Source organism: Stagnihabitans tardus, from assembly GCF_009925085.1.
In the GTDB taxonomy this organism is placed as follows: Bacteria; Pseudomonadota; Alphaproteobacteria; order Rhodobacterales; family Rhodobacteraceae; genus Stagnihabitans; species Stagnihabitans tardus.
Genome location: NZ_JAABNR010000008.1, coordinates 1 through 24,585 on the forward strand (window position 1 = coordinate 1; position 24,585 = coordinate 24,585).

General features: G+C 66.1%; 26 protein-coding genes. 13 read left to right on the forward strand and 13 right to left on the reverse strand.

Annotation, left to right across the window (positions count from 1 at the left end):
- Positions 1-208: 208 nt before the first annotated feature.
- Complete coding sequence (locus GV832_RS09540) at positions 209-982, reverse strand: PAS domain-containing protein (RefSeq protein ID WP_168774629.1); 774 nt, start codon at positions 980-982, stop codon at positions 209-211.
- Positions 983-1,179: 197 nt separating this feature from the next.
- Here GV832_RS09540 and GV832_RS09545 point away from each other — a divergent pair, with 197 nt between their 5' ends.
- From GV832_RS09545 to GV832_RS09555, 3 genes are read left to right on the forward strand one after another with little or no spacing between them, the layout of a single operon-like run.
- The gene (locus tag GV832_RS09545; RefSeq protein ID WP_168774630.1) at positions 1,180-2,079 is read left to right on the forward strand and encodes a YicC/YloC family endoribonuclease; all 900 of its coding nucleotides are present in this window, start codon (positions 1,180-1,182) and stop codon (positions 2,077-2,079) included.
- A 2-nt stretch (positions 2,080-2,081) separates the two neighbouring features.
- Positions 2,082-2,714, forward strand: a complete 633-nt coding sequence (gene gmk, locus GV832_RS09550; RefSeq protein ID WP_168774631.1) for a guanylate kinase — start codon at positions 2,082-2,084, stop codon at positions 2,712-2,714.
- Complete coding sequence (locus GV832_RS09555) at positions 2,711-3,295, forward strand: gamma carbonic anhydrase family protein (RefSeq protein ID WP_168774632.1); 585 nt, start codon at positions 2,711-2,713, stop codon at positions 3,293-3,295. The genes gmk and GV832_RS09555 overlap by 4 nt, the downstream gene beginning before the upstream one ends.
- 613 nt (positions 3,296-3,908) lie before the next feature.
- Here GV832_RS09555 and GV832_RS09560 read toward each other — a convergent pair.
- The 5 genes from GV832_RS09560 to gap (GV832_RS09580) form a co-directional block, all read right to left on the reverse strand.
- On the reverse strand, positions 3,909-4,070 hold the full coding sequence (locus GV832_RS09560; RefSeq protein WP_168774633.1) for a hypothetical protein: 162 nt from the start codon (positions 4,068-4,070) through the stop codon (positions 3,909-3,911).
- A gap of 54 nt (positions 4,071-4,124) precedes the next feature.
- Entirely contained in the window at positions 4,125-4,286 is a 162-nt protein-coding gene (locus GV832_RS09565; RefSeq protein WP_168774634.1) for a DUF1127 domain-containing protein, read from the reverse strand.
- Positions 4,287-4,332: 46 nt separating this feature from the next.
- Positions 4,333-4,494 (reverse strand): hypothetical protein, encoded by a 162-nt coding sequence (locus GV832_RS09570; RefSeq protein WP_168774635.1) that lies wholly within the window; start codon positions 4,492-4,494, stop codon positions 4,333-4,335.
- Positions 4,495-4,739: 245 nt separating this feature from the next.
- Complete coding sequence (gene gap, locus GV832_RS09575; protein ID WP_168774636.1) at positions 4,740-5,741, reverse strand: type I glyceraldehyde-3-phosphate dehydrogenase; 1,002 nt, start codon at positions 5,739-5,741, stop codon at positions 4,740-4,742.
- Between the two features lie 249 nt (positions 5,742-5,990).
- Positions 5,991-6,989, reverse strand: coding sequence for a type I glyceraldehyde-3-phosphate dehydrogenase (gap, locus tag GV832_RS09580; protein WP_168774637.1), 999 nt, complete (start codon positions 6,987-6,989; stop codon positions 5,991-5,993).
- Between the two features lie 174 nt (positions 6,990-7,163).
- On the opposite strand from gap (GV832_RS09580), the gene GV832_RS09585 reads away from it, so the two are divergent.
- Positions 7,164-8,126: a DUF808 domain-containing protein gene (locus GV832_RS09585; RefSeq protein ID WP_168774808.1), complete on the forward strand. Its 963-nt coding sequence runs from the start codon at positions 7,164-7,166 to the stop codon at positions 8,124-8,126.
- A 182-nt stretch (positions 8,127-8,308) separates the two neighbouring features.
- On the opposite strand, the gene tkt is transcribed toward GV832_RS09585, so the two are convergent.
- Complete coding sequence (gene tkt, locus GV832_RS09590) at positions 8,309-10,327, reverse strand: transketolase (RefSeq protein ID WP_168774638.1); 2,019 nt, start codon at positions 10,325-10,327, stop codon at positions 8,309-8,311.
- Positions 10,328-10,531: 204 nt separating this feature from the next.
- Here tkt and GV832_RS09595 point away from each other — a divergent pair, with 204 nt between their 5' ends.
- From GV832_RS09595 to GV832_RS09610, 4 genes are read left to right on the forward strand one after another with little or no spacing between them, the layout of a single operon-like run.
- Positions 10,532-11,029, forward strand: coding sequence for a hypothetical protein (locus tag GV832_RS09595; RefSeq protein WP_168774639.1), 498 nt, complete (start codon positions 10,532-10,534; stop codon positions 11,027-11,029).
- Positions 11,022-11,369 carry a cell division protein ZapA gene (locus GV832_RS09600; protein ID WP_168774640.1) on the forward strand — a complete coding sequence of 116 codons (348 nt, stop codon included), beginning with the start codon at positions 11,022-11,024 and terminating at the stop codon, positions 11,367-11,369. Before GV832_RS09595 ends, GV832_RS09600 begins: the two co-directional genes overlap by 8 nt.
- A complete protein-coding gene (locus tag GV832_RS09605; protein WP_168774641.1) occupies positions 11,366-11,719 on the forward strand; it encodes a hypothetical protein in 354 nt (117 codons plus the stop codon). The genes GV832_RS09600 and GV832_RS09605 overlap by 4 nt, the downstream gene beginning before the upstream one ends.
- Positions 11,720-11,726: 7 nt before the next feature.
- The gene (locus GV832_RS09610; RefSeq protein WP_168774642.1) at positions 11,727-12,125 is read left to right on the forward strand and encodes a hypothetical protein; all 399 of its coding nucleotides are present in this window, start codon (positions 11,727-11,729) and stop codon (positions 12,123-12,125) included.
- A gap of 773 nt (positions 12,126-12,898) precedes the next feature.
- Here the strand turns inward: GV832_RS09610 and grxD are convergent.
- The 6 genes from grxD to GV832_RS09640 form a co-directional block, all read right to left on the reverse strand.
- Positions 12,899-13,261, reverse strand: coding sequence for a Grx4 family monothiol glutaredoxin (gene grxD / locus GV832_RS09615; RefSeq protein ID WP_168774643.1), 363 nt, complete (start codon positions 13,259-13,261; stop codon positions 12,899-12,901).
- The gene (locus GV832_RS09620) at positions 13,248-13,550 is read right to left on the reverse strand and encodes a hypothetical protein (protein WP_168774644.1); all 303 of its coding nucleotides are present in this window, start codon (positions 13,548-13,550) and stop codon (positions 13,248-13,250) included. The genes grxD and GV832_RS09620 overlap by 14 nt, the downstream gene beginning before the upstream one ends.
- Positions 13,550-13,783 (reverse strand): BolA/IbaG family iron-sulfur metabolism protein, encoded by a 234-nt coding sequence (locus GV832_RS09625; protein ID WP_168774645.1) that lies wholly within the window; start codon positions 13,781-13,783, stop codon positions 13,550-13,552. The genes GV832_RS09620 and GV832_RS09625 overlap by 1 nt, the downstream gene beginning before the upstream one ends.
- A gap of 22 nt (positions 13,784-13,805) precedes the next feature.
- The gene (locus tag GV832_RS09630) at positions 13,806-14,324 is read right to left on the reverse strand and encodes a GNAT family N-acetyltransferase (RefSeq protein ID WP_168774646.1); all 519 of its coding nucleotides are present in this window, start codon (positions 14,322-14,324) and stop codon (positions 13,806-13,808) included.
- A complete protein-coding gene (gene purL / locus GV832_RS09635) occupies positions 14,321-16,480 on the reverse strand; it encodes a phosphoribosylformylglycinamidine synthase subunit PurL (protein ID WP_168774647.1) in 2,160 nt (719 codons plus the stop codon). The genes GV832_RS09630 and purL overlap by 4 nt, the downstream gene beginning before the upstream one ends.
- Positions 16,481-16,574: 94 nt before the next feature.
- Positions 16,575-17,669, reverse strand: a complete 1,095-nt coding sequence (locus GV832_RS09640; RefSeq protein ID WP_168774648.1) for a calcium-binding protein — start codon at positions 17,667-17,669, stop codon at positions 16,575-16,577.
- An 800-nt stretch (positions 17,670-18,469) separates the two neighbouring features.
- On the opposite strand from GV832_RS09640, the gene urtA reads away from it, so the two are divergent.
- The 5 genes from urtA to urtE all read left to right on the forward strand — a co-directional run bounded on the left by urtA (position 18,470) and on the right by urtE (position 24,561).
- Entirely contained in the window at positions 18,470-19,765 is a 1,296-nt protein-coding gene (gene urtA / locus GV832_RS09645) for an urea ABC transporter substrate-binding protein (RefSeq protein WP_168774649.1), read from the forward strand.
- 66 nt (positions 19,766-19,831) lie between these two features.
- Complete coding sequence (gene urtB / locus GV832_RS09650; RefSeq protein ID WP_168774650.1) at positions 19,832-21,760, forward strand: urea ABC transporter permease subunit UrtB; 1,929 nt, start codon at positions 19,832-19,834, stop codon at positions 21,758-21,760.
- A 1-nt stretch (position 21,761) separates the two neighbouring features.
- Positions 21,762-23,126 carry an urea ABC transporter permease subunit UrtC gene (urtC, locus tag GV832_RS09655; RefSeq protein WP_168774651.1) on the forward strand — a complete coding sequence of 455 codons (1,365 nt, stop codon included), beginning with the start codon at positions 21,762-21,764 and terminating at the stop codon, positions 23,124-23,126.
- On the forward strand, positions 23,123-23,866 hold the full coding sequence (gene urtD / locus GV832_RS09660) for an urea ABC transporter ATP-binding protein UrtD (RefSeq protein ID WP_168774652.1): 744 nt from the start codon (positions 23,123-23,125) through the stop codon (positions 23,864-23,866). The genes urtC and urtD overlap by 4 nt, the downstream gene beginning before the upstream one ends.
- On the forward strand, positions 23,863-24,561 hold the full coding sequence (gene urtE / locus GV832_RS09665; RefSeq protein WP_168774653.1) for an urea ABC transporter ATP-binding subunit UrtE: 699 nt from the start codon (positions 23,863-23,865) through the stop codon (positions 24,559-24,561). Before urtD ends, urtE begins: the two co-directional genes overlap by 4 nt.
- Positions 24,562-24,585 lie beyond the last annotated feature (24 nt).

Genomic DNA, 24,585 nt, shown 5'->3' on the forward strand with positions numbered 1-24,585 from the left:
CCCCCCTCCCCCCCGCTCTCGCCCGAAGGTCATGCCAGCTTGCTGGCTTGGCCTGATGGGCGAAAGGTTCCCGCTTCAGGGTCCAAGAGAAAAGCCACGGGGCTTTGCCCCGTGGCTTTTCTCTTGGAGGAGGCGCGGCGCTTTGCGCCGCTCCTGGGGTTCCGCCAGCCGGAAAGATCCCCGCGACGGCGCTCCTTGGCAGAGGCTTTCAGTCCCGCGAATGCACGAGGCGCAGATAGGGCTTGCCCTTCTCGGCGCGCGGAGGACGGCTCGATGGCGCGCCCACGAAGCTCGCTTGCGGCGGGGCCGCAAAGCCCGGCTGCATCTGGGGCTGCGCGGTCCTCGGCTGCATCGGCGGCAAGTCCGGCAGGCGGCGGTCCAGCGCTTCGTCCGCGCCGACCCTCGGCCCCTCGCGGCGGTCGCCCTGGCCCCGGCGCTCGATCACCTCGCTCATCAGCCCCGAAATCGCGAACCGGCGCGGCGCCCGGCCCACGACGCCATCCAGCGCCAGGCAGCCCAGGGCCAGCTCGGTCTTGCCCGAAGCCGAGGTCAGGGGCAGGATCAGCATCCGGCCCTCCAGCGGAGGCCGCCCGATCGACCGTTCGGCCTCGAGCCACAGTTCCAGCGTGGCAGGCCCCGCAAAGACTCCCTCCAGCGCATCCGACAGCCGGTTGCGGCCCTGGGGTTCATAGAGCGCCGACAAGGGCATGCCGCGCACATCCATCCCCATCACGTCATGCACCATCATCCCGGCAATCCGGAACCGCGCGATGCCCGGCGCGATGCGCTCCAGGAGAAAGGTGTTCTCCAGGGCCCCCGCGATCCCGCGCGGATCGATCCGGTCCCGCGCCGGCAGCGAGCCGCCGACCCGCAGGCCCTCCCAATAAGCCCGAACCTCCGCCAGCATGGCAAAGCGAGGCCCGCCAGGTCCGCCCGAGTTGGTGCCGGTTTTTCCACTCTTGCCCAGAAACGACAATGCCATGTATCACCGCCACGATCTCCCGTGGCTCCCTGACGGTCCAGGACCTTGGCGCTGCGGCCAGATCGAGGAGAGGTTAATCCCGCGGCAACATCTGTTACCGATGCCTTAACATACACGCTTCATGCGAGATTTGGCGTACAATCTCGACAAATGGTAAACTTCTGCAGCCTCTGGTTGCAAGCCCGAAGGAGGCTCCGATGACCGTTTCGATGACTGGTTTTGCCACGGCCAAGGGCCAGGGCGCGGGCCATTCCTGGTCTTGGGAGATGCGGGGGGTGAACGGCAAGGGGCTCGATCTGCGGTTGCGGGTGCCGGAGTGGATCGACGGGCTGGAGCTGGCCTTGCGGGCCGAGCTGACCAAGGCCCTCGGCCGGGGCAATGTCTCCCTGACGCTGAAGGTCTCGCGCGATGGCATGGGCGAGGGGGTGGAGGGGCTGCGGCTGAACCCTGCCGCGCTTTCGGCTGCGCTGGAGGCGCTGCGCCAGGTCGAGGATGCCGCCATGCAGGTCGGCGTGACCCTGGGCCAGGCCACGGCGGCCGATGTGCTGACCTTGCGGGGCGTGCTCGATTCCAGTGCGGCCGAGATCGACACGGGCGCCTTGCGTGCGGCGATCCTGGCCGATCTGCCGGGGCTTCTGGCCGCCTTCCAGGCCATGCGCGCCTCCGAAGGCGCTGCGCTGAATGCCATCCTGGGCGCTGCGCTGGACCGCATCGCGGCTCTCGTTGAAGAGGCCGCCCAGGCCATGGCCCTGCGTGCCGACCAGGCGGGGAGCCGCCTGCGCGAGGCGGTGGCGCGGCTCCTCCAGGCCTCCGAGGGGCTGGACGAGACGCGGATTGCGCAAGAGCTTGCCCTGCTCACCGTCAAGAACGACATCACCGAGGAAATCGACCGCCTGAAGGCCCATGTCGCGGCCGCCCGCGCGCTTCTGGCCGATCCGGGCCAGGTCGGCCGCAAGTTCGACTTCCTGGTGCAAGAGTTCCTGCGCGAGGCCAATACGCTCTGCTCCAAGGCGCAGTCCATCGAGCTGACCCGCATCGGGCTTGACCTCAAGACCGTGATCGACCAAATGCGCGAGCAATCACAGAACGTGGAGTGACCATGCCAAGACGGGGCCTTCTCCTGATCCTTTCCTCGCCCTCGGGGGCGGGGAAGTCGACCCTGTCACGCAAGCTGATGGCCTGGGACCCGAGCTTGCGCTTTTCGGTCTCGGCCACGACAAGGGCGCCGCGCCCGGGCGAAGAGGAGGGGCGGGAGTATTACTTCAAGACCCGCGCTGAATTCGAGGACCTGGTGGCGCGGGACCAGATGCTGGAACATGCCGAGGTTTTCGGCAATCTTTACGGCAGCCCGAGGGGCCCGGTCGAGGCCGCCATGGCCGAGGGCCGCGACACGCTCTTCGACGTCGATTGGCAGGGCGGCCAGCAGATCACCCATGCGATGGGCCGCGACGTGGTCTCGGTCTTCATCCTGCCGCCCTCGATCGCCGACCTGGAGGCGCGCCTGAACGGGCGGGGCCAGGACAGTGCGGAGGTGATCCAGGGGCGCATGGAAAAGGCGCAGTCCGAGATCAGCCATTGGAGCGAGTACAATTATGTGATCGTGAATGATGATCTTGACAGGGCCTTTGACGGTTTGGTCACCATTCTGCGTGCAGAACGTCTGAAACGGGATCGACAGCCGGACCTGGCCGATTTCGTACGAGGCTTGAACCGGGAGTTTGCGGCGCGATGATCTATGACCTGGATGGCGTGGCTCCGGAACTGGGGCTGGGGGCCTGGGTGGCGCCCGGGGCTCATGTCCTGGGCAAGATCCTTTTGGAGGATGAGGTTTCGGTCTGGTTCGGCGCGGTTCTGCGCGGCGACAACGAGATGATCTGGGTGGGGCAGGGCTCCAATATCCAGGAGAATGCGGTCCTGCACACCGATTGGGGCTTTCCCCTTCTGATCGGGCCGAATTGCACGATTGGCCATCGGGCGATGCTGCATGGCTGCTCGGTCGGCGAAGGGAGCCTGATCGGCATGGGGGCCACGGTGTTGAACGGGGCCAAGATCGGCAAGAACTGCCTGATCGGCGCCTGCGCCCTGGTGACCGAGGGGAAAGAGATCCCCGATGGCTCGCTGGTCATGGGCAGCCCCGGTCGCGTGGTGCGGGCCCTGAGCGAGGAAGAGATCGCGCGCCTGTTGAAATCGGCGGAAAACTACCGCGACAATGCCAAGCGCTTCCTGGTGGGCCTGAAAGAGATCAAGCCCGAGATGCAGAAGAAACCCTCCCGCCCGCGCGCCAAGGTGACCAAGATCAAGCTGGCGGGCTGAGGGGGGAGAGGGGGGCCGCCGACTGCGCTTGGCCCCGCCGACTGCACCGTCGCTTCGGCCCGCGGCAGCCTTGTCCTGCCGGCTGCGTGTCGCTTTTGGGCGGCCCACGTGGCTCTGCCGACTGAAAGGTCGCCTTGTATCCGGCTGCCTGGCTCTGCCGACTGGGAGCCCTATTCGCCTGACCTCGCGGCTCTGCCGAATGCGAGGTCGCGTTCGATTTAAGCGTCCTGCCCTGCCGACTGTGGGGCGCAGCCCGCTTGGCCGGTCGCCGCTGCCGACTGAGAGGTCCCTTGGCTTCCGGCCGCGAATTCCCGCCGACTGCGAGAGGCGCTCCTGCCGGCCCCTCTGCCTTGCCCCTCTGCCGGGCTCCCTTTCGACCTGGCCGGATGCGCCCTGCCGACTGCACCTTTTCGCTCACCATGCACCCATGGCCCCGCCGACTGCCAGGACAGCGCGGCGTCGCGCGATCCTGTCCGCCCAAGCAGGTCCTGCAGTCGGCGGAGCGCCGTGTCCGGCGCGCAGGCTGCGGGGGCAGTCGGCAGGGCCCTCTTCCCCCCCATCCCATGCAAAAGGCCCCCGGAGGGGGCCTTTGTCGTGGTTCGAGCCGGTCAGCTCAGCCGTAGATCATCTGGCGGGCGATCTGGTCGGCATCGCTGGCATTGATCCCGATGTCCAGCTGGTCGCGCCAGCTGAGGCCCGCGATCTCGTCGCGGATGCGGCGGTATTCGGCGCGGCGGTGGGCTTCCTGTTCGACACGGGCAAGGAACTTCTTCATCTTCATCTCCATTTCATCGGGGCAGCGCGCGGTCGCGCCGCCGGGTGCGGGGTCTCAGCCCCAGACGGCCTGACGCGCGATCTTGGCGGCGTCTTCGGGATAGATCCCCAGGTCCAGCGCCTCGGCGCGGGAGAGGTTGGCGATCTCGTTGCGGGTGCGGACATAAAGCGCGCGCTTGGCGGCATAGTCACGATAGGCGGCAAACAGGGTCTTCATCACATCACTCCTTGCAAGCTGGAACCTGTCCAGCGCGGGGCCATCCTCAGCCCCAGACAGCCTCGCGGGCGATACGGTCGGCATCCTCGGGGAAGAGGCCAAGGTCGATGGCGACAGAGCGCGGCAGCATGGCGATCTCGTCGCGGGTCTTGCGGTAGAGGGCGAATTTCACGGCCTCGGCGCGGTAGCGGGCGATCAGGTGCTTCATGGTGTCGGTCCTTGTCCAGCGGGGCTTTCCATCCCCGTGACCCGAATATGGACCTTTCCGGCACCCAAACAACCGCCATTGCTGCGGTGCGGCGTTGCGCTGAGTGCATAGCTAACGCAAAATTAACCTAGCTCCTGCCCAAATTCAGACCAAAGCCCCCAAGGATCGGGTCAAAACCCGGGCAAAATGCGAAAAGGCGCCCGAAGGCGCCTTTTCATTAAAATTCAACGGGTTCGACTCGGGGCTCAGATCAGCTTGCCCATGGCCACGGCCGTGTCCGACATGCGGTTCGAGAAGCCCCATTCGTTGTCATACCAGGAGAGGACCGAGACAAAGGTCCCGTCCATCACCTTGGTCTGATCCATGTGGAAGACCGAGGAATGGCTGTCATGGTTGAAGTCCATCGAGACATTCTTGTCGTTGGTATAGCCGAGGATCCCCTTCAGCGGGCCATCGGCGGCCGCCTTGATGGCCGCGTTGATCTCTTCGACGGTCGTCGCGCGCTTGGCGATGAACTTCAGATCGACGACCGAGACATTCGGCGTCGGCACGCGCATCGCGAAACCGTCGAGCTTGCCCTTCAGCTCGGGCAGGACCAGGCCCACGGCCTTGGCGGCCCCGGTCGAGGTCGGGATCATGTTCAGGGCCGCCGCGCGGGCGCGGTAGAGGTCCTTGTGCATCGTGTCCAAGGTCGGCTGGTCGCCGGTGTAAGAGTGGATGGTCGTCATCATCCCCTTCTCGATCCCGATGACGTCGTTCAGCACCTTGGCGAAGGGCGAGAGGCAGTTCGTCGTGCAAGAAGCGTTCGAGACGACGATGTCATCCTTGGTCAGCGTGTGGTGGTTCACGCCGTAGACGATGGTCTTGTCCGCGCCATCGCCGGGGGCCGAGATCAGCACGCGCTTGGAGCCGTTCTCCAGGTGCGCCTGGACCTTTTCCTTGCTGGTGAAGATGCCGGTGCATTCCATGACGATATCGACATCGCCCCAGGGCAGCTCGGCCGGGTTCTTGATCGCGGTGACGCGGATCGGGCCACGGCCCACGTCGATCCAGTCGGCTCCCGTGGTGACAACCCCGGGGAAGCGGCCATGGACGCTGTCGAAGCGCATCAGGTGGGCATTGGTTTCCACCGGGCCCAGATCGTTGATCGCGATGACCTCGATATCGGTGCGGCCCGATTCGATGATGGCGCGCAGGACGTTGCGACCGATGCGGCCGAACCCGTTGATGGCGACTTTGACGGACATGGTGCCTCCTTGGGACATGGCGCGACTCAGGGCGCCGGAAAGATAGCGCTAACATCGCCAGTTTGCGCCGGATTTCAACTGCAAATGGTCGTTTGCACCTAATGACGCCAGAAAGTCATATAGAGCGCAAGGTCCATCACCTTGCGTGCCAGAAAAAGAAAGGCTGCGCCCTGATTGAGCGCAGCGTCCAGGAGGAAAAGGCCAAGGATGATCCCGGCGATGATCAGATGTCCGCGTATGGCCGCCTCCCTAGTGGAGGAGCCGCCCCATCACGCCGGCCACATCGGCCATACGGCAGGAAAAGCCCCATTCGTTGTCATACCAGGCCAGGACCCGGACCATGCGGCCCACGACCTTGGTCTGGTCAGGGGCGAAGATAGACGAATAGGGCGTGTGGTTGAAGTCGATAGAGACCTTGGGCTCGGGGTCATAGGACATGACCATGCCCATGTAACCCTGCGCCGCCTCGCGCACGATCTCGTTGACCTCCGCCACGGTCACCGATTTCCCCGCCCGGAAGGTCAGATCGACCGCCGAGACATTGGGCGTGGGCACCCGGATCGAGGAGCCGTCGAGCCGCCCCGCGAGCTCCGGCAGGACCTCGCCGATGGCCTTGCCCGCGCCGGTGGAGGTCGGGATCATCGCCATGGCCGCCGCCCGCGCCCGGTAGAGGTCCTTGTGGCGGCGGTCGAGCGTCGGCTGATCGCCGGTGTAAGAGTGGATCGTGGTCATGATCCCCTCTTCAATCCCAATCGTGTCGTTCAGCACTTTGGCCAGAGGCGCCAGGCAATTCGTCGTGCAGGAGGCGTTGGAGACGACGTGGTGAGCATCGGTCAAGGCGCGGTGATTGACCCCGTAAACCACCGTCATATCCGCCCGTTTGGCCGGCGCCGAGACCAGGACCCGCTTCGCGCCGCGACCCAGGTGGACCGCCGCCTTCTCGCGCTCGTTGAACTTGCCGGTGCATTCGAGGACCACGTCGCAGCCCTCCCAATCCAGCTCTTCGGGGTTATAGGTCGACATGACCCGCATCGGACCTCGGCCCAGGTCCAGCGTATTGCCCTCCGTGCGGATCACGCCCGGGAAGCGGCCATGGATGGAATCATAGCGCAGAAGATGGGCATTGGTCTCGATCGGCCCCGTGGCGTTGATCGCCACGACCTGGACGTCGTTCCTGCCCGACTCCGCGATATGGGCCAGGGTGCAACGTCCAATGCGGCCGAAGCCGTTGATTCCGATGGTGATCATGGGGCTCTCCTGCTTTGCGCCTGACTTGCCGCATAGCGGCGAAGTCCCGCGATGAAAAGATGGAATCACAAGGAAATTCAATTTGTTAGCGGTAACTGTGCATGTTTTCGCTAACAGCGAGGCAGTTGATTTCTGCGGTGCAGCCTTTATCAAGACGAAAACGAAAGGGACATGATGAGCGGGCTTCTGGCACTTCTGGACGATGTGGCGGCGATTGCCAAAGTGGCGGCGGCCTCGGTGGACGATATCGCGGGGGCGGCGGCCAAGGCCGGGGCCAAGGCGGCGGGCGTCGTGATCGACGATGCGGCGGTGACGCCGAAATATGTCCATGGTTTCGAGGCCAAGCGGGAACTGCCGATCATCGGCCGCATCGCCATGGGATCGCTGAAGAACAAGCTTCTGTTCCTTCTGCCCGGGCTTCTCGCGCTGAACGCCTTCGCGCCCTGGGCCATCACGCCGCTTCTGATGCTGGGTGGCGCCTATCTCTGCTTCGAGGGCGCCGAGAAGGTCTTCCACGCCCTCGCCCCCCATGCCGAGGCCCATGTCGAGGCGGATTTCGACACCGCCGACCCCGCCCATCTGGAGGAGGAAAAGGTCGCCGGCGCGATCAAGACCGACTTCATCCTCTCGGCCGAGATCATGACGATTGCGCTGGCCGCGATCCCGGAAAGCAACTTCTGGACCGAGGCCGTGACGCTCGCCGTCGTGGGCACGCTGATCACCGTGGCGGTCTATGGCGCCGTGGCCCTGATCGTGAAGATGGATGACATCGGCCTGCACCTGGCCGCCACCGCCCGCACCGGCCTTGGCCGGGCCTTCGGGCGCGGGCTGGTCGCGGGGATGCCGGGGCTCATGGCCTTCCTCTCCACCGTGGGGACGGCGGCGATGCTCTGGGTTGGCGGCTCCATCGTGCTGCATGGGCTGGAGGTCACCCATCTCTGGGCCGCGCCCTATGAGGTGATCCACCATTGGGCCGAGGCCGCCGCCCATGTCCTGCCGCTTGGCGGCTTCACCGCCTGGGCCGTCACCGCCTTCTGCGACGGCGTGATCGGCCTCGCGCTCGGCCTCGCGCTGATCCCCCTCGCCACCCGGGTCATCGCCCCGATCTACGCCCGGCTCTCGCCCAAGAAGGCCTGATCCCAAACGAAAAGGGGCGCCCCAAAAGCGCCCCTCGTTTCATCTGTTCAGAAATATCCACGGGGTTTCCAAAGGGGAGCGTGCTCCCCTTTGGGCAGGGGGGTGCGGGGGGGCGGCAGCCCCCCCGCCTCCTCCTTGGGGTTTCACCGGCATTCCATGCCGGTGAAACCCCAAGGACCCGCTCAGATCAGCGACTTGGCCAGGGCCACGGTGTCTTCCGCCGTGATCCCGAACTCTTTATACAGCCGGTCGATCGGGGCCGAGGCGCCGAAGCTCTTCATGCCGACGAAGCCCGCCTTGGCCTCGCGCCCGCCCTGGCCCAGGAGCCAGCGGTCCCAGCCCTGGCGCACGCCCGCCTCGATGGCGATGCGCACCGAACCGGGCGGCAGGATGCGCTTGCGGTAGGCCTCGTCCTGGGCCGCGAAAAGCTCCATCGAAGGCATGGAGACGACGCGGGTGCCGATCCCTTCGGCCTCCAGCGTGGCCTTGGCCTTCATGGCGATCTCGACCTCGGACCCCGTGGCCATCAGGATGACCTGGCGCTTCCCCTCGGCCTCGGCCAGGACATAGGCCCCCTTGGCCACCTTGTTGACCGCCCCGGCATCCGTCCGCAGCGTCGGCAGGTTCTGACGGCTCAGCGCCAGGACCGAAGGCGTGGACTTCTGGCTCAGCGCAATCTGCCAGGCCTCTGCCGTCTCGACCAGGTCGCAGGGGCGGAAGACCAGGGTGTTGGGCGTCGACCGCGAAATCGCCAGGTGCTCCACCGGCTGGTGGGTCGGGCCGTCTTCGCCCAGACCGATGGAATCATGGGTCATCACATAGACGACCGGGACCCCCATCAGAGCCGACAGACGCATCGAGGGCCGGGCATAGTCGGTGAAGCACATGAAGGTGCCGCCATAGGGCCGCACGCCGCCATGCAAGGCCATGCCGTTCATCGCCGCCGCCATCCCATGCTCGCGGATGCCGTAATAGACATAACGGCCCTTGCGATCCTCGGGCGAGAAGACCCCCAGGTCCGGCGTCTTGGTGTTGTTCGACCCGGTCAGGTCGGCCGAGCCGCCGATGGTCTCGAAGACCACCGGGTTGACGGCGGTCAGGACCTTTTCGCTGGCCGAGCGGGTGGCGATCTTGGCCTTGGCTTCGACGGCCGCCTTCTTCACGCCCAGGATGGCACGCGCCAGGGCCCGTTCATCCACCGCACCCGAGAAGAGACGCGCGACCAGTTTCTGCCGGGCAGCAGGCATGGCGGCGAGATTGGCCTCCCAGGCAGCACGGGCCTCGGCGCCACGGACCCCGAAGGCCTCCCACTGCGCCTTGATGGCCGCCGGGATCTCGAAGGGGCCGCCGGTCCAGCCATAGGCGGCCTTGGTGTCGGCGATCAGCTTCGCATCGGTCAGCGCCCCGTGACCCTTGGACGTGTCCTGCGCCGAAGAGCCCAGGGCGATATGCGTCTTGCAGGCGATCAGCTGCGGCTTGTCGCTCTTCTTCGCGGCCGTGATGGCGCGGTCGATATCCTCGGGGTCATGGCCGTCGCATTCGAAGACCGCCCAGCCCGAAGCCAGGAAGCGCATCTTCTGGTCGGTGACATCGGCAATCGAGACCTTGCCGTCGATGGTGATGCCGTTGTCATCCCAGAAGACCGTCAGGTTCGAGAGCTGCTGCTTGCCTGCCAGGGCAATCGCCTCCTGGCTGACGCCCTCCATCAGGCAGCCATCCCCCGCGATGACCCAGGTGCGGTGGTTCATCACCTTGGCACCCAGGCGGGCGCGCAGGTTCGCCTCGGCAATGGCAAAGCCCACCGAATTGGCGATGCCCTGGCCCAGCGGCCCGGTCGTCGTCTCGATCCCGCCGGCATGGCCGAACTCGGGGTGACCCGCCGTCCGCATGCCCCATTGCCGGAAGCCCTTGATCTGGTCCAGCGTGATATCCTCGTAGCCGGTCAGGTAGAGCAGGCTGTAGATCAGCATCGACCCATGGCCGGCCGAGAGGATGAACCGGTCGCGGTCGGGCCAGTTCGGCGCCTTGGGGTCGAAGCGCAGGTGCTTTTCGAAGAGGACCGTGGCCACGTCGGCCATGCCCATCGGCATGCCGGAATGGCCCGAATTGGCGGCGGCCACGGCATCCAGCGTCAGGGTGCGGATGGCAGCGGCGCGCATCCAGTGGTCGGGATGACGGGTGCGGAGGGTCTGAATGTCCACGTCCTGATCCTTTATTGGTGAGGTTCGCCGAGGTGCATAGCAGCCCTGTCCCAAGTTGCAAGAAGGCGGCGGCCTATCCTGCCGCTTCACTGCCCCAAATTGCGCAAACCGGGACGGAATTCCCGCTTGACGCCGCCCCGCCCCCTCCGCACTCTGGCCGAAAGGCGCATGGAGTTTGGCCATGCGCCCGGAAGTGAGGCGAAAATGAGCGATTGGTCACAGGTGGAACAGCGCATCCGCGCGGCTTTGGGGCGGATCGATGCCGGGATCGACCGTTTGCCCATCGGTGGCCCCTCTGCCGCCCAGGTCGAAGAGATCGCCCATCTGCAAGCGCTTCTGGATGCCGAACGCAAGGCACGCACCGAGGCCGAGGCCCAGCTGGCCGATTTCCACGAGGCGGTCGAGACGGCCAATGCCGAACGCGCCGAAGCCTCGGGCGACGAGCGGCTCCTGCGCCAGATCGATGCGCAGAGCCTGGACAACCAGCGCCTGCGCGCCTCGGTCGCGGCCCTGCGGGAAGAGGTCCGCCGCCTGTCCGAGGCCCTGGCCGAGGGGACGCCCGATCCCGCCCTGATCAACCATGCCATGGCGGCCGAGCTGGAAAGCCTGCGCGCCCAAAGGGCCAGCGAGACGACCGAGATGGCCGATATCCTCTCGGAGCTCGACCGCATCGTCACCGCCGAGGAGGCCGCCCATGCCTGATGTCGAAATCTCGATCGGCGAGCGCAAGTTCTTCGTCACCTGCCGGGCGGGGGAGGAGCATTTCCTGACCACCGCCGCCGCCATGCTGGATGCCGAGGCCCAACCGATCCAGGCCCAGCTTGGCCGCCTGCCCGAGGCGCGGATGCTCTTGATGGCAGGGCTGATGCTGGCCGACCGGACGGCGAGCCTTGAAGAGGAATTGGCCCAGGCCAAGGCGCGGCTGGCCGAGCTGGAAGCCGGCGCCGCGCCCGCCCATCAAGACGCCGTCCCGGAAGAATTGGAGCAACTGGCCGCCAGTGCCGAGGCCCTGGCCGGTCGCATCGAGGAGCTTGTGGCATGAAGACCTTTGGTTTGACATTGGCGACCCCCGTCCTGGCCCTGCTTCTGGCGGGCTGCGTGGCCCCCGAAGAGACGGCAAAGCCCGCGCCTGCGCTGCCGGGCAAGGTGGTGAAATACACCTGTGCCACGGGCGGCAAGCTCTCGGTCGATTACGGCGAGGGCAAGATCACGCTGGCCGGCCCCGAGACGCTGATCCAGGAAGAGGGCAAGCAACGCTGGTCCTGGCCCTCGGACGGCACGCATCACGTCTGGGAGCTGGACGGCGCGGGGCTTGGCACGCTGTCGCTGAGTGCGGCGGGGACCGAAACCGTGCAGAAGTCGGGCTGCAAGGCCGACGCCGTTGCGGGCTAAGGCCCTGATGGCGCTTGGGCTGGCGGCGCTGCCGGTCGCTGGCCTGGCAGAGGGCGTGACCTCCTGGGAATGCCGGGGGGATTACGACATCAAGACGCATTTTTCCATCTGCTGCGGGGATGCCTTGTCGTTGATGTTGACCGCAAGCCCCTATCCGCATGACGCGCTCTATTTTGCCGCTGGTGAAGCTGCGGACCCAAGGCAGGACAGTGTCTGGGAGAGCCTGTATCACGACGATCCCGACGGGTTCTATCCCAAGCTGCGCTGGGAAACCAAGCGCGGCAAGGGGAGCCTGACTGCCATCGATGCCCAGGGTGCAAAGCCGAAAGTCGTGGCCGAGGGCTGCCGCCCCACCAAGGGGGCATCCGCGGGCCAGGCCAGCACCGAAGGCGGCATCGCCCCCTGAGGCGCAGGCGGCAGGGCGCTGTGCCTCGCGCGGCGCGCGGCGCTGAACCCTGGGCGAGGAGCGGCACGCGCAGGATTTCACAGCCTTGGGATATTGGGGCTGGCGCGAAAAGGGGGGCCGCCCTGTGGCCCACCTTGGAAGGAGGCCAGCCCTCGACGCGCCTTTGCAGCGGCACGCCCGGAGGGTTTCACACCCTCCGGACCTCCCGTGGGATATTTGCGCAGTGTGAAAGGGGAAGAGGCTTTGAGCCTTGCCGCCTTTTTCCCTGTGAGGCGCGGTTGCAGGCTTTCGGGCGCGGGGCGGGTGGTGATCCCGGAGGGTTTCACACCCTCCGGACCTCCCGTGGGATATTTGGGCCAAGGTGAAAGGGGGAAGAGGGTTTGAGCCTTGCCGCCTTTCGCCCTGCGCGGCGCGGTGCCAGGCTTTTGAACGCCGGACAGGCGGTGCCCCCGGAGGGTTTCACACCCTCCGGACCTCCCGTGTAGTATTTGGGCCAAGGTGAAAAGCCGGCAGGTCGCGTGGGCTGGCCTGGATGGCACAAGGCGCGCGAGGGGGGAAGGTTTGAAGGGGCGGGCTGGTCCTTCGGGGCCGGTCGTATGCCGGTCTCTTGCCGCGAAAGCAAGCGGACTGCGGCAGTGACCTTGGGCTGCCTGGCCCGACTCTCTCCCCCGGGAGCCTTGCCGCAGGACCCGTCCTCCACGCGCGCGCTGGCCCCGCAGTCGGCAGGGCCACCGGGGGCGTGGCCGCGCCCCGGTGCAGTCGGCGGGGCTGGCTCAGCCCTGGTTGGCTTCGCGGATCTTGTCGGCGGCGGCCTTGTCGAAGCTCACGCCCTTGGCCTCGAAAAGCTGGTCCAGCTCGCCCGAGAGCGTCATCTCGGTCACGATATCGCAGCCGCCGACGAACTCGCCCTTGACGTAAAGCTGCGGGATCGTGGGCCAGTCGGAGAAGTCCTTGATCCCCTGGCGGATTTCCGCATCGGCCAGGACGTTCACATCGGCATAGTCCAGGCCGAGGTAATTCAGGATCCCCGCCACGCGCGAGGAGAACCCGCATTGCGGCATCATCTTGGTGCCCTTCATGAAAAGCACGACGTCGTTTTTCTCGACGGTATCCTTGATCGTATCAAGCGCGGTCATCTGTCTTGTCCTCCAGCGGCCGGTCGGGCGGCGGTGTCATGTGGGATATATGGGGGGATTCGAGGTCGGTGCCAAGATGGGATGCGATCCGGGCCTCGGCCTTGGCATGGGGGCGGGAGAGGGCTTCGACTGCGGCCTTGTGCGCCGGGTCCGGGCGGCGGAAGGGACCCTTGAAGAGCGCGAGCCAGTCCCAGATCGCGCCGATGACCCCGAGGAAGCCCACCACCCATTTCAGGATGGGCCAGAGCTTGACTGCCCAGGTGGAGGCCGCGTGCAGGGCCTCGAACATCAGGGCGCCCGTGTCGTCAACCCCAGGGCATGGAGCGCACCCGCAGGCCCGTCCATCTTGCCCTTCAGCGCTGCATAGACCGCACGCTGCTGGTTCACCCGGCTCATGCCCTCGAAGGAGGCGTCCACGACCTCGGCCTGGAAATGCTGGCCGTCGTCGCCCTGGACCTTGATCTGGGCCTGGGGAAAGCTCTCGCGGATCAGGGCCTCGATCTCGGCGGCGGTGATGGGCATGGGTCTCTCCTTTTCGGGGAACTTAGTAAGCGGGGTTCAGGGGCGCAAGAGGCGCATCCGTCAGAGGCGGGAGGGCCTGCCATTCGGCGCGCAGCATGCCGTAAAGCATCAGGTCGACGTTGCGCCCCAGCGCGGGGCGATACCAGTGGCTCCTCATCCGGCCCTCGAAGGTGAAGCCGGCCTTGAGGTAGCTGGCCTGGGCGCGGGGGTTTTCCGAGGAGGCATCCAGCCAGAGCCGTGCCGCCTTGAGGTCACGGAAGGCGAAGTCGACCATCGCGCGGAGGAAGGCCTGACCCTCGCCGCGCCCCGTCTGAGCCAGGGCGAGGCGGCGCAGCTCGACGGCGCCCGAGGGCTCTCCGATGCCGCAGTAAAGCGCGAAACCCTGTTGGTCGCCCCAGATCAAGAGCCGATGGGCCGAGGTCGCGAGATGGGCGGCCAGCTCGTCCTCGTCGTCGTCACTGATGAAGGGCGCATAATCCGGCCGCCCTGCGAGCGACCGGATGAAGGCGAAGTCCGCGGGCGTCGCTGGCCTCAGCCTCACGCCACGGCCTGGGCAAAGGCGCCACGATACAGCGCCGAGAGCTCGGCCAGGGCCGCGGTTTCGTCGCCCAGCGTCACGCTGTCACCGCCAAAGCTGCCGACATCGGCCAGGGCCACGCCCGCCGCCTCGGCTGCGGCTTTCAGCGCGGGCAGGGCATCGGGCGCCACGGAGACGAGGTAGCGCGCCTGGTCCTCGCCAAAGAGCGTCGCCACATCGGCCATGACCAGGGTCAGGCCCAGACCCGCGCCCTCGGCCATTTCGAAGGCCGCAAGACCCAGGCCGCCATCGGAGAGGTCCGTGCAGGCGTGGAACGCCGCGCCATGGGCCCGGATGAAGTCGCCGTTGCGCTTTTCGGCCACCAGGTCGACGGGGGGCGGATCGCCGGCCTCGATGCCAAAGGCCTCTGCCAGGAGGGCGCTTTGGCCGAGATGGCCGAGCGTGCGGCCGATGACCACGGCGCGGTCGCCCGTCTGCGGCAACCCGCCGATCAAGGTTGCGGCATCGGCCAAAAGCCCCACGGCGCCGATGGTCGGCGTGGGCAGGATGCCCTTGCCGTCGGTCTCGTTATAGAGCGACACGTTGCCCGAGACGATGGGCATGTCCAAGGCGATGCAGGCCGCACCGATCCCTTTCAACGCGCCCACGAGCTGCCCCATGATCTCGGGCTTTTCCGGGTTGCCGAAGTTCAGGTTGTCGGTCGTGGCGAGCGGCAGCGCCCCAACGGCGGTCAGGTTGCGATAGGCTTCCGCCACCGCCTGCTTGCCACCCTCAAACGGGTTGGCCTTGACGTAGCGCGGGGTCACGTCGGAGGTGAAGGCCAGGGCCTTCTTCGTGCCATGCACCCGCACCACGCCCGCGCCGAGGCCGGGCTTGCGGATCGTGTCGGCCAGAACCTGGGCGTCGTATTGCTCATAGACCCAGGCCTTCTGCGCATAAGACGGGCTGGAAAGCAGCGACCGAAGCGCCTCCAGCGCGCCGATGCGGGGCAGGGGGGGCAGGGGCTCAGGCCGGGGGCTTTCCACCCAGGGCCGGTCGTATTCCGGGGCCGAGGAGGAGAGTTTCGACAAGGGCAGGTCGGCCTTGATCTCGTTGCCATGCATGATCAGGAAGCGGTCCTCGGCGATGGTCTCGCCCACGATGGCGAAATCGAGGTCCCATTTGACGAAGATCGCCCGGGCGACATCCTCGAGCTCGGGCTTGAGGACCATGAGCATCCGCTCCTGGGATTCGGACAGCATCATCTCATAGGCCGTCATATTGGCCTCGCGCTGGGGAACCTGGTCCAGCTGCAGCTTGATGCCAAGACCGCCCTTGTCGCCCATCTCGACCGCCGAGCAGGTCAGGCCCGCAGCCCCCATGTCCTGGATCGAGATGACCGCGCCGCTTGCCATCAGCTCGAGACAGGCTTCCAGGAGGCGCTTTTCGGTGAAGGGGTCGCCGACCTGGACGGTGGGGCGCTTTTCCTCGATCGTCTCGTCGAATTCGGCCGAGGCCATGGTGGCGCCGCCCACCCCGTCGCGCCCCGTCTTGGCGCCGAGATAGACCACGGGCATGCCCACGCCCGAGGCCACCGAGTAGAAGATCTTGTCGGCGTCAGCCAGGCCCGCCGCGAAAGCATTCACCAGGCAATTGCCGTTATAGGAGCGGTGAAAGCGCACCTCTCCCCCCACGGTCGGCACGCCGAAAGCGTTGCCGTAACCGCCCACGCCTTCAACCACGCCCTTGACCAGTTGCTTGGTCTTGGGATGCGACGGCTCGCCGAAGCTCAGCGCGTTCATCGCGGCGATGGGACGCGCGCCCATGGTGAAGACGTCGCGCAGGATGCCGCCAACCCCGGTCGCCGCCCCCTGGTAGGGCTCGATATAGGAGGGGTGGTTGTGGCTCTCCATCTTGAAGATCACCGCCTGGCCGTCGCCGATATCGACCACGCCCGCATTCTCACCCGGGCCGCAGATCACCTGGGGGCCGGTCGTAGGCAGGGTGCGCAGCCATTTCTTCGACGACTTGTAGGAACAATGCTCGTTCCACATGGCCGAGAAGATGCCCAGTTCCGTGAAAGTCGGCTCGCGGCCGATGATGCCCAAGAGGCGCTCCCATTCGTCCGGCTTCAGCCCGTGGGAGGCTACGATTTCGGGGGTGATGACGGGGTCGGTCATGGGCGTCTCCCTAAAGCGGCTTTGCCTTGGCCTTTAGGGCAAGGGGCGGGAAAGGGGAAGGCCGGGAAGGGGGCGGGGGCGCAAAAATTGCGCCTTAGCCGAAGTCCGAGAGGGCAAGCGCCCCGACCCCCAGGAAAGTGACCGCCCAGTCGGCCTGCCCGTCGCCGTCCCGGTCGCCTTCGATCCTGTTGGCATCGGCGATCCGAACCTCTCCGGCCTGGCCGGAAAAGCCGGTGACGAGGTGCAGTTCCCTGCCCAGGCGGATGAGGTCCTCTCCCTGGTGGAAATCGCGGACCCTGTCCTCGCCAGAGCTTCGCTGGGTGAAGAGAAACAGGTCCGCCCCCGCCCCGCCCGACAGCGTGTCGCTGCCCCAGCCGCCTTCGATCGTGTCATTGCCCTCGCCGCCGTTCAGCCAGTCCCGCCCGCCGCCGCCCGACAGGTCGTCCTGGCCGTCGCCGCCCCGGAGCGTGTCCTGGCCCATGCCGCCGAAAAGATGGTCATGGCCGCCTCTGCCAGAGGAAACGAGGTCATCCCCCTCGTCACCGGACAAAAGCGAAAATCCGTCGCCCCAAGAGCGCAGGACATCATTGTCCGTGCCGCCAAAGAGCCAGTCCCCGCCGCCGCCGCCAGCCAGGGTGTCGCACCCCTCGTCGCCCCACATGTACGAATAGGAACGCCCGCCCAGGATCAGGTCGTCGCCCGAACTGGCAAAGAGCATGTCGGCCCGCCCCTGTCCGACCTCGCGGTAAATGTCATCCCCACCGGACAGCAGGACCCAGCCCATCTGCCCCGCATTCGTCACCTCGACGCGCTCCGAGCCAAGATCGGCATCGCCCATGATGCCGGTGTTGACGACAATCACCGTGCCCCCCAGCCAGACTTCGCCCGAAATCGTCCCCTCGTTGCGGAAGTCGACCTGGCCGCCATGGACCGTGATCCCTGCCGAGATCGTCCCGACATTGGTCAGCAAGATCTCGTCGCCCATCAAGGCAATGCCGGGTTGCCAGGAGCGACCCTCTGTCAGGATTTGCCCGAGGTTGGTCATGACAATGCGCTCGGCCTCGATATCGACCAGGCTGTGGTCCGTCGGGCAGGTCAAGAGCCCGGTACTCTCGACCGTCACAAGCGCGCCGTTGGACAGGATGGAGAGGTCGCCCGAGGCGTCGATTGTCTGCGACGCCTCGGCCATAGGGGCGATCCGACCCTGATTTTGAAACCACGTCTTGAGATCGTCGATCCGGGTCATTTTCGGCCTTCCCTGGCAAAACACCCGCCACAGAGACCCGATTCGGCTGAAATTGAGGTTAAGCCGCCTTCACCATGGCGCCGATTCCCGCCCTGCCGCCTTCACCCCCCGCCCGGTTTTTGCGCCGGGGGCCCGTTCGACTGCCCCTTTCTGCCGCATCGCAGCGAAAGGCGAAAAAAAGGCCGAGCTTTCGCTCGGCCAAGTCCAACAGGGAGGTATGAGGTGGTAAGAGAAACTCGATTACCGCCTCACGGGCACAGATAGGCGCAGGCGCGTTCGGTCGCAATGGCTGAAGCGGCTTTTGTGCGTCAATGCCGTTATGCGGTAAGCGCATGGCTCCTCCGGTCTCGTTCCCGAGCCGTCGCGCTTCCCCCCTCTTGCCCCGAAGCTTCCCCTTCCGCCATGTCGCCAAAGGTCGCAGCCCGCCCATTCCCGGCATCCGGACGGCGGTTTCCGACATCGTCGCCCAAGGATTGTGCAGATGCAGAAAGTGCGAGCCCAAAAAAACGGCACTCCCGGCCGAATTGCACAAAGTCGCAAAATCGCGATGGGGCTTTCGTTGCAGGCGCGCGGGGTTTGACGCCTTCTTGACCCATCCCGGGCCACGACCCGGGGTGTCGGCGGCAGGGGCTCGTTTTGCAGGCTCGCCCCCACCGCCTTGGTGCAACACTGGCTGCCGGCCCAATATGGGCGGTTCTGTCCCGCATGGGAAGACCGTAGGGCAGCCCTGACGGGGGATTCCCATGAAACTTTCTCGCCGCATGCTTCTGGCCGGAGGCGCAGCCGCCCTCTCGGCCCCGCTGACCGCCCGCCTGGCCTTTGCCCAGGAAGAGACGATCAAGGTCGGCATCCTGCACTCGCTGTCGGGCACGATGGCGATTTCCGAGACCACGCTGAAAGACACGATGCTGATGCTGATCGAGGCGCAGAACGCCAAGGGCGGCCTTCTGGGCAAGAAGCTCGAGGCCGTCGTCGTCGACCCGGCCTCGGACTGGCCGCTCTTCGCCGAAAAGGCGCGCGAGCTTCTGACCGTCGACAAGGTCGCCGCCATGTTCGGCTGCTGGACCTCCGTGTCGCGCAAGTCGGTCCTGCCGGTGGTCGAAGAGCTGAACGGCCTCTTGTTCTATCCGGTCCAGTATGAGGGCGAGGAATCGTCCAAGAACGTGATCTACACCGGTGCCGCGCCGAACCAGCAGGCGATCCCGGCCACCGATTACTTCCTGAACGAGCTCGGCATCCAGAAGTTCGCCCTGCTCGGCACCGACTATGTCTATCCGCGCACCACGAACAACATCCTGGAAGCTTACCTCAAGTCCAAGGGCATCCCGGCTGAGGATATCTTCGTCAACTACACCCCCTTCGGCCATTCCGACTGGGCCAAGATCGTGGCCGACGTCGTGGCCTTGGGCGCCGATGGCAAGAAGGTCGGCGTCATCTCGACGATCAACGGCGACGCCAATATCGGCTTCTACAAGGAACTGGCGGCGGCCGGCGTCACCGCCGACAAGCTGCCCGTCGTGGCCTTCTCGGTCGGTGAAGAGGAACTCTCGGGCCTCGACACCTCGAACCTGGTCGGTCACCTGGCCGCCTGGAACTACTTCCAGACCGCCGAAGCGCCCGACAATGCCAAGTTCATCGCGGACTGGAAGGCCTTCATCAAGGACGACAAGCGCGTCACCAACGACCCGATGGAAGCCCATTACATCGGCTTCAACATGTGGGTGAATGCGGTGACGGCGGCGGGCACGACCGATGTCGACCCGGTGCTGGATGCGCTGGTCGGTCAGAAGTTCCCGAACCTGACCGGCGGCATGGCCGAGCTTCTGCCCAACCACCACCTGACCAAGCCCGTGCTGATCGGCGAGATCCGTGCGGATGGCCAGTTCGACATCATCTCCCAGACCGAGCCGGTCGCGGGCGATGCCTGGACCGACTTCCTGCCCGAATCGGCGGTGCTGGAATCGGATTGGAAGGACCTGAAGTGCGGCATGTACAACAAGGACACCAAGACCTGCGTCCAGTTGAAGTCGAACTACTGATCTGACGGGGCTCTTTTGCCCCAAGGGGGGCGCCCATCCGGCGCCCCCAACTCTTCCGGAGGTCCCATGCGCGCCCTGATCCTGGCCTTTCTGGCCCTTCTCCTGGCATGTCCGGTGCAGGCCGACACGGTCGCCCAGATCGTCGCCGCCCAATCCGCCGCCATCGAGAAACCCTCGCGCCAGACCATCGGCCCGGTGATTTCGTCCCTGGCCGCCAGCGGAGACCCGATGGCCGCGCAGGTGCTGGAGGCCTGGGGCGACAAACGCCTGGGGCAAAGGAAATCCGACAAGGCCTTCTTCATCCTGGCCCCCGATTCAGCGGGTTATGCCCTGACCGACCTCTCTGGCGCCGCCGCAGGCACAGCCGCGAAAGCCGAGATCACCGAGTTGAAACCCAATGCCGGCGTGCGGGGCCTGATCGCCGCCGCCCTTGTGCAGTTCACCCTCTCTGACCCCGACCCCGTGAAACGCGCCGCCGCGCTGAATTCCATCGCCCAGGACCCGAACCCGGAAAGCCTGGAGCCGCTGCGCGCCGCGATCGAGACCGAGACCGACCCGGCGCTCAAGGCCCAGAAACTCCGCCTGGAACGCCTTTTGACCATCCGCTTCGACCCGACCCCCGAGGCGCGGATCCTCGCCATCCAAAGCTTCGGCTCCGACAGTGGCATCGACCTGCGCGCCGCCCTCTCGCCCCTCGTCGCCACGACGCGGCAAGTGGCCGAGACGCCCTCGGGCAACATCGCCCGCAGCCTGCGCCCCGGCCGCGACATTTCCGAGACCGAGGCCTATGACCTCCTGGTCGCAGCCAACCTCGCCCCCGCCCGCCTGACCATCGAGGCGCAGAAAAAGGCCCTCGCCGCCCATATCGTCGATGGCAAGGTCGGCGGCATTTCCCTGGCTGAGCTTTCTGACCAAAAGGCCCGCGACCTGGCCTATACCGCGCTGGAAACCTCCGGTGCCGTCCCCGCCGCCGCCACCGCCGACGAGGTCACGGCGGCCGTTGCCAAATACCAGGTCTTCGAGACCTATGCCGAGCCCGATCCGCAGGTGACCGCAGCCGCGCTGGAGGCGCTAGGCGGCATCGACCGCTCCGTCGGCCTGATGACCACGGCGGACCTCGCCATGGACGGCGTGAGCCTCGCCGCGATCTATTTCCTCGCCGCCATTGGCCTCGCCATCACCTTCGGCGTCATGCGCGTCATCAACATGGCCCACGGCGAGTTCATCACCATGGGCGCCTATACCGGCTTCGTCGTCCAGACCCTGGTCCCCGACAAGACCCTGTCGCTGGTCCTGGCCTTCCCGCTTGCCTTCGTCATCACCTTCGCCGCAGGCGTCGCGATGGAGCGCCTGGTGATCCGCCACCTCTACAAGCGCCCGCTGGAGACGCTGCTTGCGACCTTCGGCATCTCCATCGCCCTGCAACAGGTCTTCAAGAACATCTTCGGCACGCAAGCAAGGCCCCTGACCTCGCCCGACTGGCTGGGCGGCGCCCTGGTCTTCAACGACGTGGTCTCGATCAGCTATATCCGCCTCGCCATCATCGCGCTCGCCGCGATCTTCCTCATGGTCTTCCTCTATATCATGAAGCGCACGCGTCTGGGGCTAGAGGTCCGCGCCGTGACGCAGAACCCGACCATGGCGGCCTCCATGGGGATCAACCCCGACCGGATCAACATGCTGACCTTTGGCCTGGGCAGTGGCATCGCGGGCATCGCGGGCGTCTCCATCGGCCTTTACGCCAAGGTCACCTCCGAGCTTGGCGCCGATTACATCGTCCAGAGCTTCATGACCGTGGTCGTCGGCGGCGTCGGCAACATCTTCGGAGCCCTCGCCGGCGCCGGCATGATCGGCGGGTTGCAAAAGGCCATCGAGTTCCTGAACCCCTCGAACACGCTCGCCGCCCAAACCTACATGATCCTCTTCATCATCCTCTTCATCCAGGTCCGCCCGCGCGGCATCATCGCGCTCAAGGGCCGGGCGGCAGGAGACTGACATGACCCTCCCCCTCACCGAAACCCCGACCCCGGCCACGCAAGCCCCGGCCCCCCTTTCATCTTTTCAAAAATATCCCGGGGGTCCGGGGGCAGAGCCCCCGGCGGGGTCCGGGGCAGAGCCCCGGGGCTCCGCCGCCCTCGCGCCGCGTTCCTTCCTGGCCAAGAACCCATCCGTCTTCTGGTTCCTCCTGGCGCTCGCCGTCCTGACCGCCGTGGTCACGATCCTCTCGCCCGCGCTGGGGATGGGGGCGATGTCGACCTCCTTCGTCAAGACGCTGGGCAAGACGCTTTGCCTGTGCATCGCGGCGCTGGCCATGGATGTCGTCTGGGGCTACACGGGCATCCTCTCCCTCGGCCACATGGCCTTCTTCGGCCTCGGCGGCTATATGATCGGCCAGTGGCTGATGTATGCCCGCACCGAGGAGATCGTCGTCGCGGCCCTCGCCTCCGACCCGATCCCCCCCACCGCAATCGAGATCGCCCAGGGCGTCACGACCCAGATCTTCGGCGTCGTGGGCTCCTCCGACCTGCCGCTGGTCTGGAGCTTTGCCCATTCGCTTCCCCTGCAACTGATGCTGGTCGTCCTCGTGCCGGGCGTGCTGGCGGGGATCTTCGGCTGGCTGGCCTTCCGGAGCCGCGTGACCGGGGTCTATCTCTCGATCCTGACCCAGGCCATGACGCTGGCGCTCTCGCTCTACCTCTTCCAGAACGACTCTGGCCTTCGCGGCAACAACGGGCTTTCGGGCCTGCAGAACCTGCCGGGGCTGGCCGAGACCTCGCAGGACGACCTCTCGATCTGGTTCTTCTGGGCCTCGGCCCTGGGCCTGGCCCTGGCCTATCTCCTCTGCGCCTGGGCCACCTCCGGCAAATTCGGCTCGGTCCTGCGCGCCATCCGTGACGACGAGGCGCGGGTGCGCTTCCTGGGCTACCCGGTCGAGGGCTTCAAGCTCTTCGTCTTCACTGCCACGGCGGTCCTCTGCGGCCTGGCCGGAGCGCTTTACTACCCGCAAGCCGGCATCATCAACCCGGCCGAACTCGCCCCCATCGCGTCCATTTACCTCGCCGTCTGGGTGGCCATCGGCGGTCGTGGCAAGCTTTACGGCGCGGTGATCGGCGCGGCCCTGGTCTCGCTTCTCTCCACCTGGTTCACAGGGGGCCGCGCGCCGCAGGTCCCGCTGGGGTTCTACACCATCGATTGGGTGGACTGGTGGCAGGTGCTTCTGGGCCTGGCCTTCGTCTGCGTGACGCTTTTCGCCCCCAAGGGTATCGGCGGCATCTTCGACCGCATTGCACCCCCTGACCGCAAGGGCGCCCCCCTTGGCCCTGATGACGGCGCCCTGATGGAAAAGGAGGCCCGGGAATGAGCGCTTTGCTGGAGGTTTCCGGCGTCTCCGTTTCGTTTGACGGGTTCCGGGCGATCAACAACCTCTCCTTTTCCATCGGCCCGACCGAGCTGCGCGCCATCATCGGCCCGAATGGCGCGGGCAAGACGACCTTCATGGACATCGTCACCGGCAAGACAAGGCCCGACTCCGGCACCGTCACCTGGGGCGAGAAGGGGATATCGCTCCTGAAACTCTCGGAGGCAGAGATCGCCCGCGCGGGCGTGGGCCGCAAGTTCCAGCGCCCCACGGTCTTCGAGGATCAGACGGTGGCCGAGAACCTGACGCTGGCGCTCAAATCCCCGCGCGGGCCGCTCGCCGCGCTCTGGTTCCACCTGACCGGCGCCGGGCGGCAAAGGGTCGAGGAGCTGGCGGCCAAGGTGGGCCTGACCGATCACCTCTCCCGCAAGGCCGGAGAGCTGGCGCATGGGCAAAAGCAATGGCTGGAGATCGCCATGCTTCTGGCCCAGGAACCGAAGCTCCTTTTGGTCGACGAACCCGCCGCGGGCATGACGCTCGCGGAACGCGAGCTGACCACCGCCATGCTGGTGGACCTTGCGAAATCCCATGCCGTCGTCGTGGTCGAACATGACATGGACTTCGTCCGCCGCTTGAACTGCCGGGTGACCGTCCTGCACGAAGGCTCGGTCCTGGCCGAGGGCTCCTTGGACCATGTCACCGCCGACCCCCAAGTCATCGAAGTTTACCTCGGGAGGGGATGATGCTGCAAACCAAGGGACTGACCCTGCATTACGGCGGCGCCCGCATCCTGCATGGCATCGACTTTGCCGCCAAGCCCGGCGAGGTCACAGTGATCATGGGGACGAATGGGGTGGGCAAGACCTCGTTCCTGAAGGCGCTGGCTGGCACCCATGCGCGGTCGGGCGGGGATGTGATCCTTGGGGGCGAGACCTTGGGTCGGCTGAAGCCGCAAGAGATGGCCGCGCGCGGCGTGGCCGTCGTGCCGCAGGGACGGATGATCTTTCCGCTTCTGACCGTGAAAGAGAACCTCGAGACGGCTTACGCCACTCTCCCGAAGTCCGAACACCGCATCCCGGATGAAATCTATGACCTCTTCCCCGTCCTGCGCGACATGACGCGTCGGCGCGGCGGAGACCTTTCCGGCGGTCAGCAGCAGCAACTGGCCATCGCGCGGGCCATGCTGATGAAGCCCAAGGTTCTCCTTTTGGATGAACCCACCGAGGGCATCCAGCCCAATATCATCCAGCAGATCGGCCGCGTGATCACCTACCTCAAGCAAAAGGGCGATATCGCCGTCGTCCTGGTCGAGCAGTATTTCGACTTCGCCTATGGGCTGGCCGATCAGTTCTATGTCTTCCGTCGCGGCCAGGTCGCCATGCAGGGCGCGCGCGGCGAGATCACCGAAGCAGCGCTCCGCGCCGAGGTTTCGGTCTGATTACCGTCGCAAAACCATAGACTT

Excerpts from the sequence above, each read along its gene's own strand:
- GV832_RS09540 (WP_168774629.1), bottom strand. The coding sequence starts at position 982 with ATGGCATTGTCGTTTCTGGGCAAGAGTGGAAAAACCGGCACCAACTCG.
- GV832_RS09545 (WP_168774630.1), top strand. The coding sequence starts at position 1,180 with ATGACCGTTTCGATGACTGGTTTTGCCACGGCCAAGGGCCAGGGCGCG.
- gmk (WP_168774631.1), top strand. The coding sequence starts at position 2,082 with ATGCCAAGACGGGGCCTTCTCCTGATCCTTTCCTCGCCCTCGGGGGCG.
- GV832_RS09555 (WP_168774632.1), top strand. The coding sequence starts at position 2,711 with ATGATCTATGACCTGGATGGCGTGGCTCCGGAACTGGGGCTGGGGGCC.
- GV832_RS09560 (WP_168774633.1), bottom strand. The coding sequence starts at position 4,070 with ATGAAGAAGTTCCTTGCCCGTGTCGAACAGGAAGCCCACCGCCGCGCC.
- GV832_RS09565 (WP_168774634.1), bottom strand. The coding sequence starts at position 4,286 with ATGAAGACCCTGTTTGCCGCCTATCGTGACTATGCCGCCAAGCGCGCG.
- GV832_RS09570 (WP_168774635.1), bottom strand. The coding sequence starts at position 4,494 with ATGAAGCACCTGATCGCCCGCTACCGCGCCGAGGCCGTGAAATTCGCC.
- gap (WP_168774636.1), bottom strand. The coding sequence starts at position 5,741 with ATGTCCGTCAAAGTCGCCATCAACGGGTTCGGCCGCATCGGTCGCAAC.
- gap (WP_168774637.1), bottom strand. The coding sequence starts at position 6,989 with ATGATCACCATCGGAATCAACGGCTTCGGCCGCATTGGACGTTGCACC.
- GV832_RS09585 (WP_168774808.1), top strand. The coding sequence starts at position 7,164 with ATGAGCGGGCTTCTGGCACTTCTGGACGATGTGGCGGCGATTGCCAAA.
- GV832_RS09595 (WP_168774639.1), top strand. The coding sequence starts at position 10,532 with ATGAGCGATTGGTCACAGGTGGAACAGCGCATCCGCGCGGCTTTGGGG.
- GV832_RS09600 (WP_168774640.1), top strand. The coding sequence starts at position 11,022 with ATGCCTGATGTCGAAATCTCGATCGGCGAGCGCAAGTTCTTCGTCACC.
- GV832_RS09605 (WP_168774641.1), top strand. The coding sequence starts at position 11,366 with ATGAAGACCTTTGGTTTGACATTGGCGACCCCCGTCCTGGCCCTGCTT.
- GV832_RS09610 (WP_168774642.1), top strand. The coding sequence starts at position 11,727 with ATGGCGCTTGGGCTGGCGGCGCTGCCGGTCGCTGGCCTGGCAGAGGGC.
- grxD (WP_168774643.1), bottom strand. The coding sequence starts at position 13,261 with ATGACCGCGCTTGATACGATCAAGGATACCGTCGAGAAAAACGACGTC.
- GV832_RS09620 (WP_168774644.1), bottom strand. The coding sequence starts at position 13,550 with ATGTTCGAGGCCCTGCACGCGGCCTCCACCTGGGCAGTCAAGCTCTGG.
- GV832_RS09625 (WP_168774645.1), bottom strand. The coding sequence starts at position 13,783 with ATGCCCATCACCGCCGCCGAGATCGAGGCCCTGATCCGCGAGAGCTTT.
- purL (WP_168774647.1), bottom strand. The coding sequence starts at position 16,480 with ATGACCGACCCCGTCATCACCCCCGAAATCGTAGCCTCCCACGGGCTG.
- GV832_RS09640 (WP_168774648.1), bottom strand. The coding sequence starts at position 17,669 with ATGGCCGAGGCGTCGCAGACAATCGACGCCTCGGGCGACCTCTCCATC.
- urtA (WP_168774649.1), top strand. The coding sequence starts at position 18,470 with ATGAAACTTTCTCGCCGCATGCTTCTGGCCGGAGGCGCAGCCGCCCTC.
- urtB (WP_168774650.1), top strand. The coding sequence starts at position 19,832 with ATGCGCGCCCTGATCCTGGCCTTTCTGGCCCTTCTCCTGGCATGTCCG.
- urtC (WP_168774651.1), top strand. The coding sequence starts at position 21,762 with ATGACCCTCCCCCTCACCGAAACCCCGACCCCGGCCACGCAAGCCCCG.
- urtD (WP_168774652.1), top strand. The coding sequence starts at position 23,123 with ATGAGCGCTTTGCTGGAGGTTTCCGGCGTCTCCGTTTCGTTTGACGGG.
- urtE (WP_168774653.1), top strand. The coding sequence starts at position 23,863 with ATGATGCTGCAAACCAAGGGACTGACCCTGCATTACGGCGGCGCCCGC.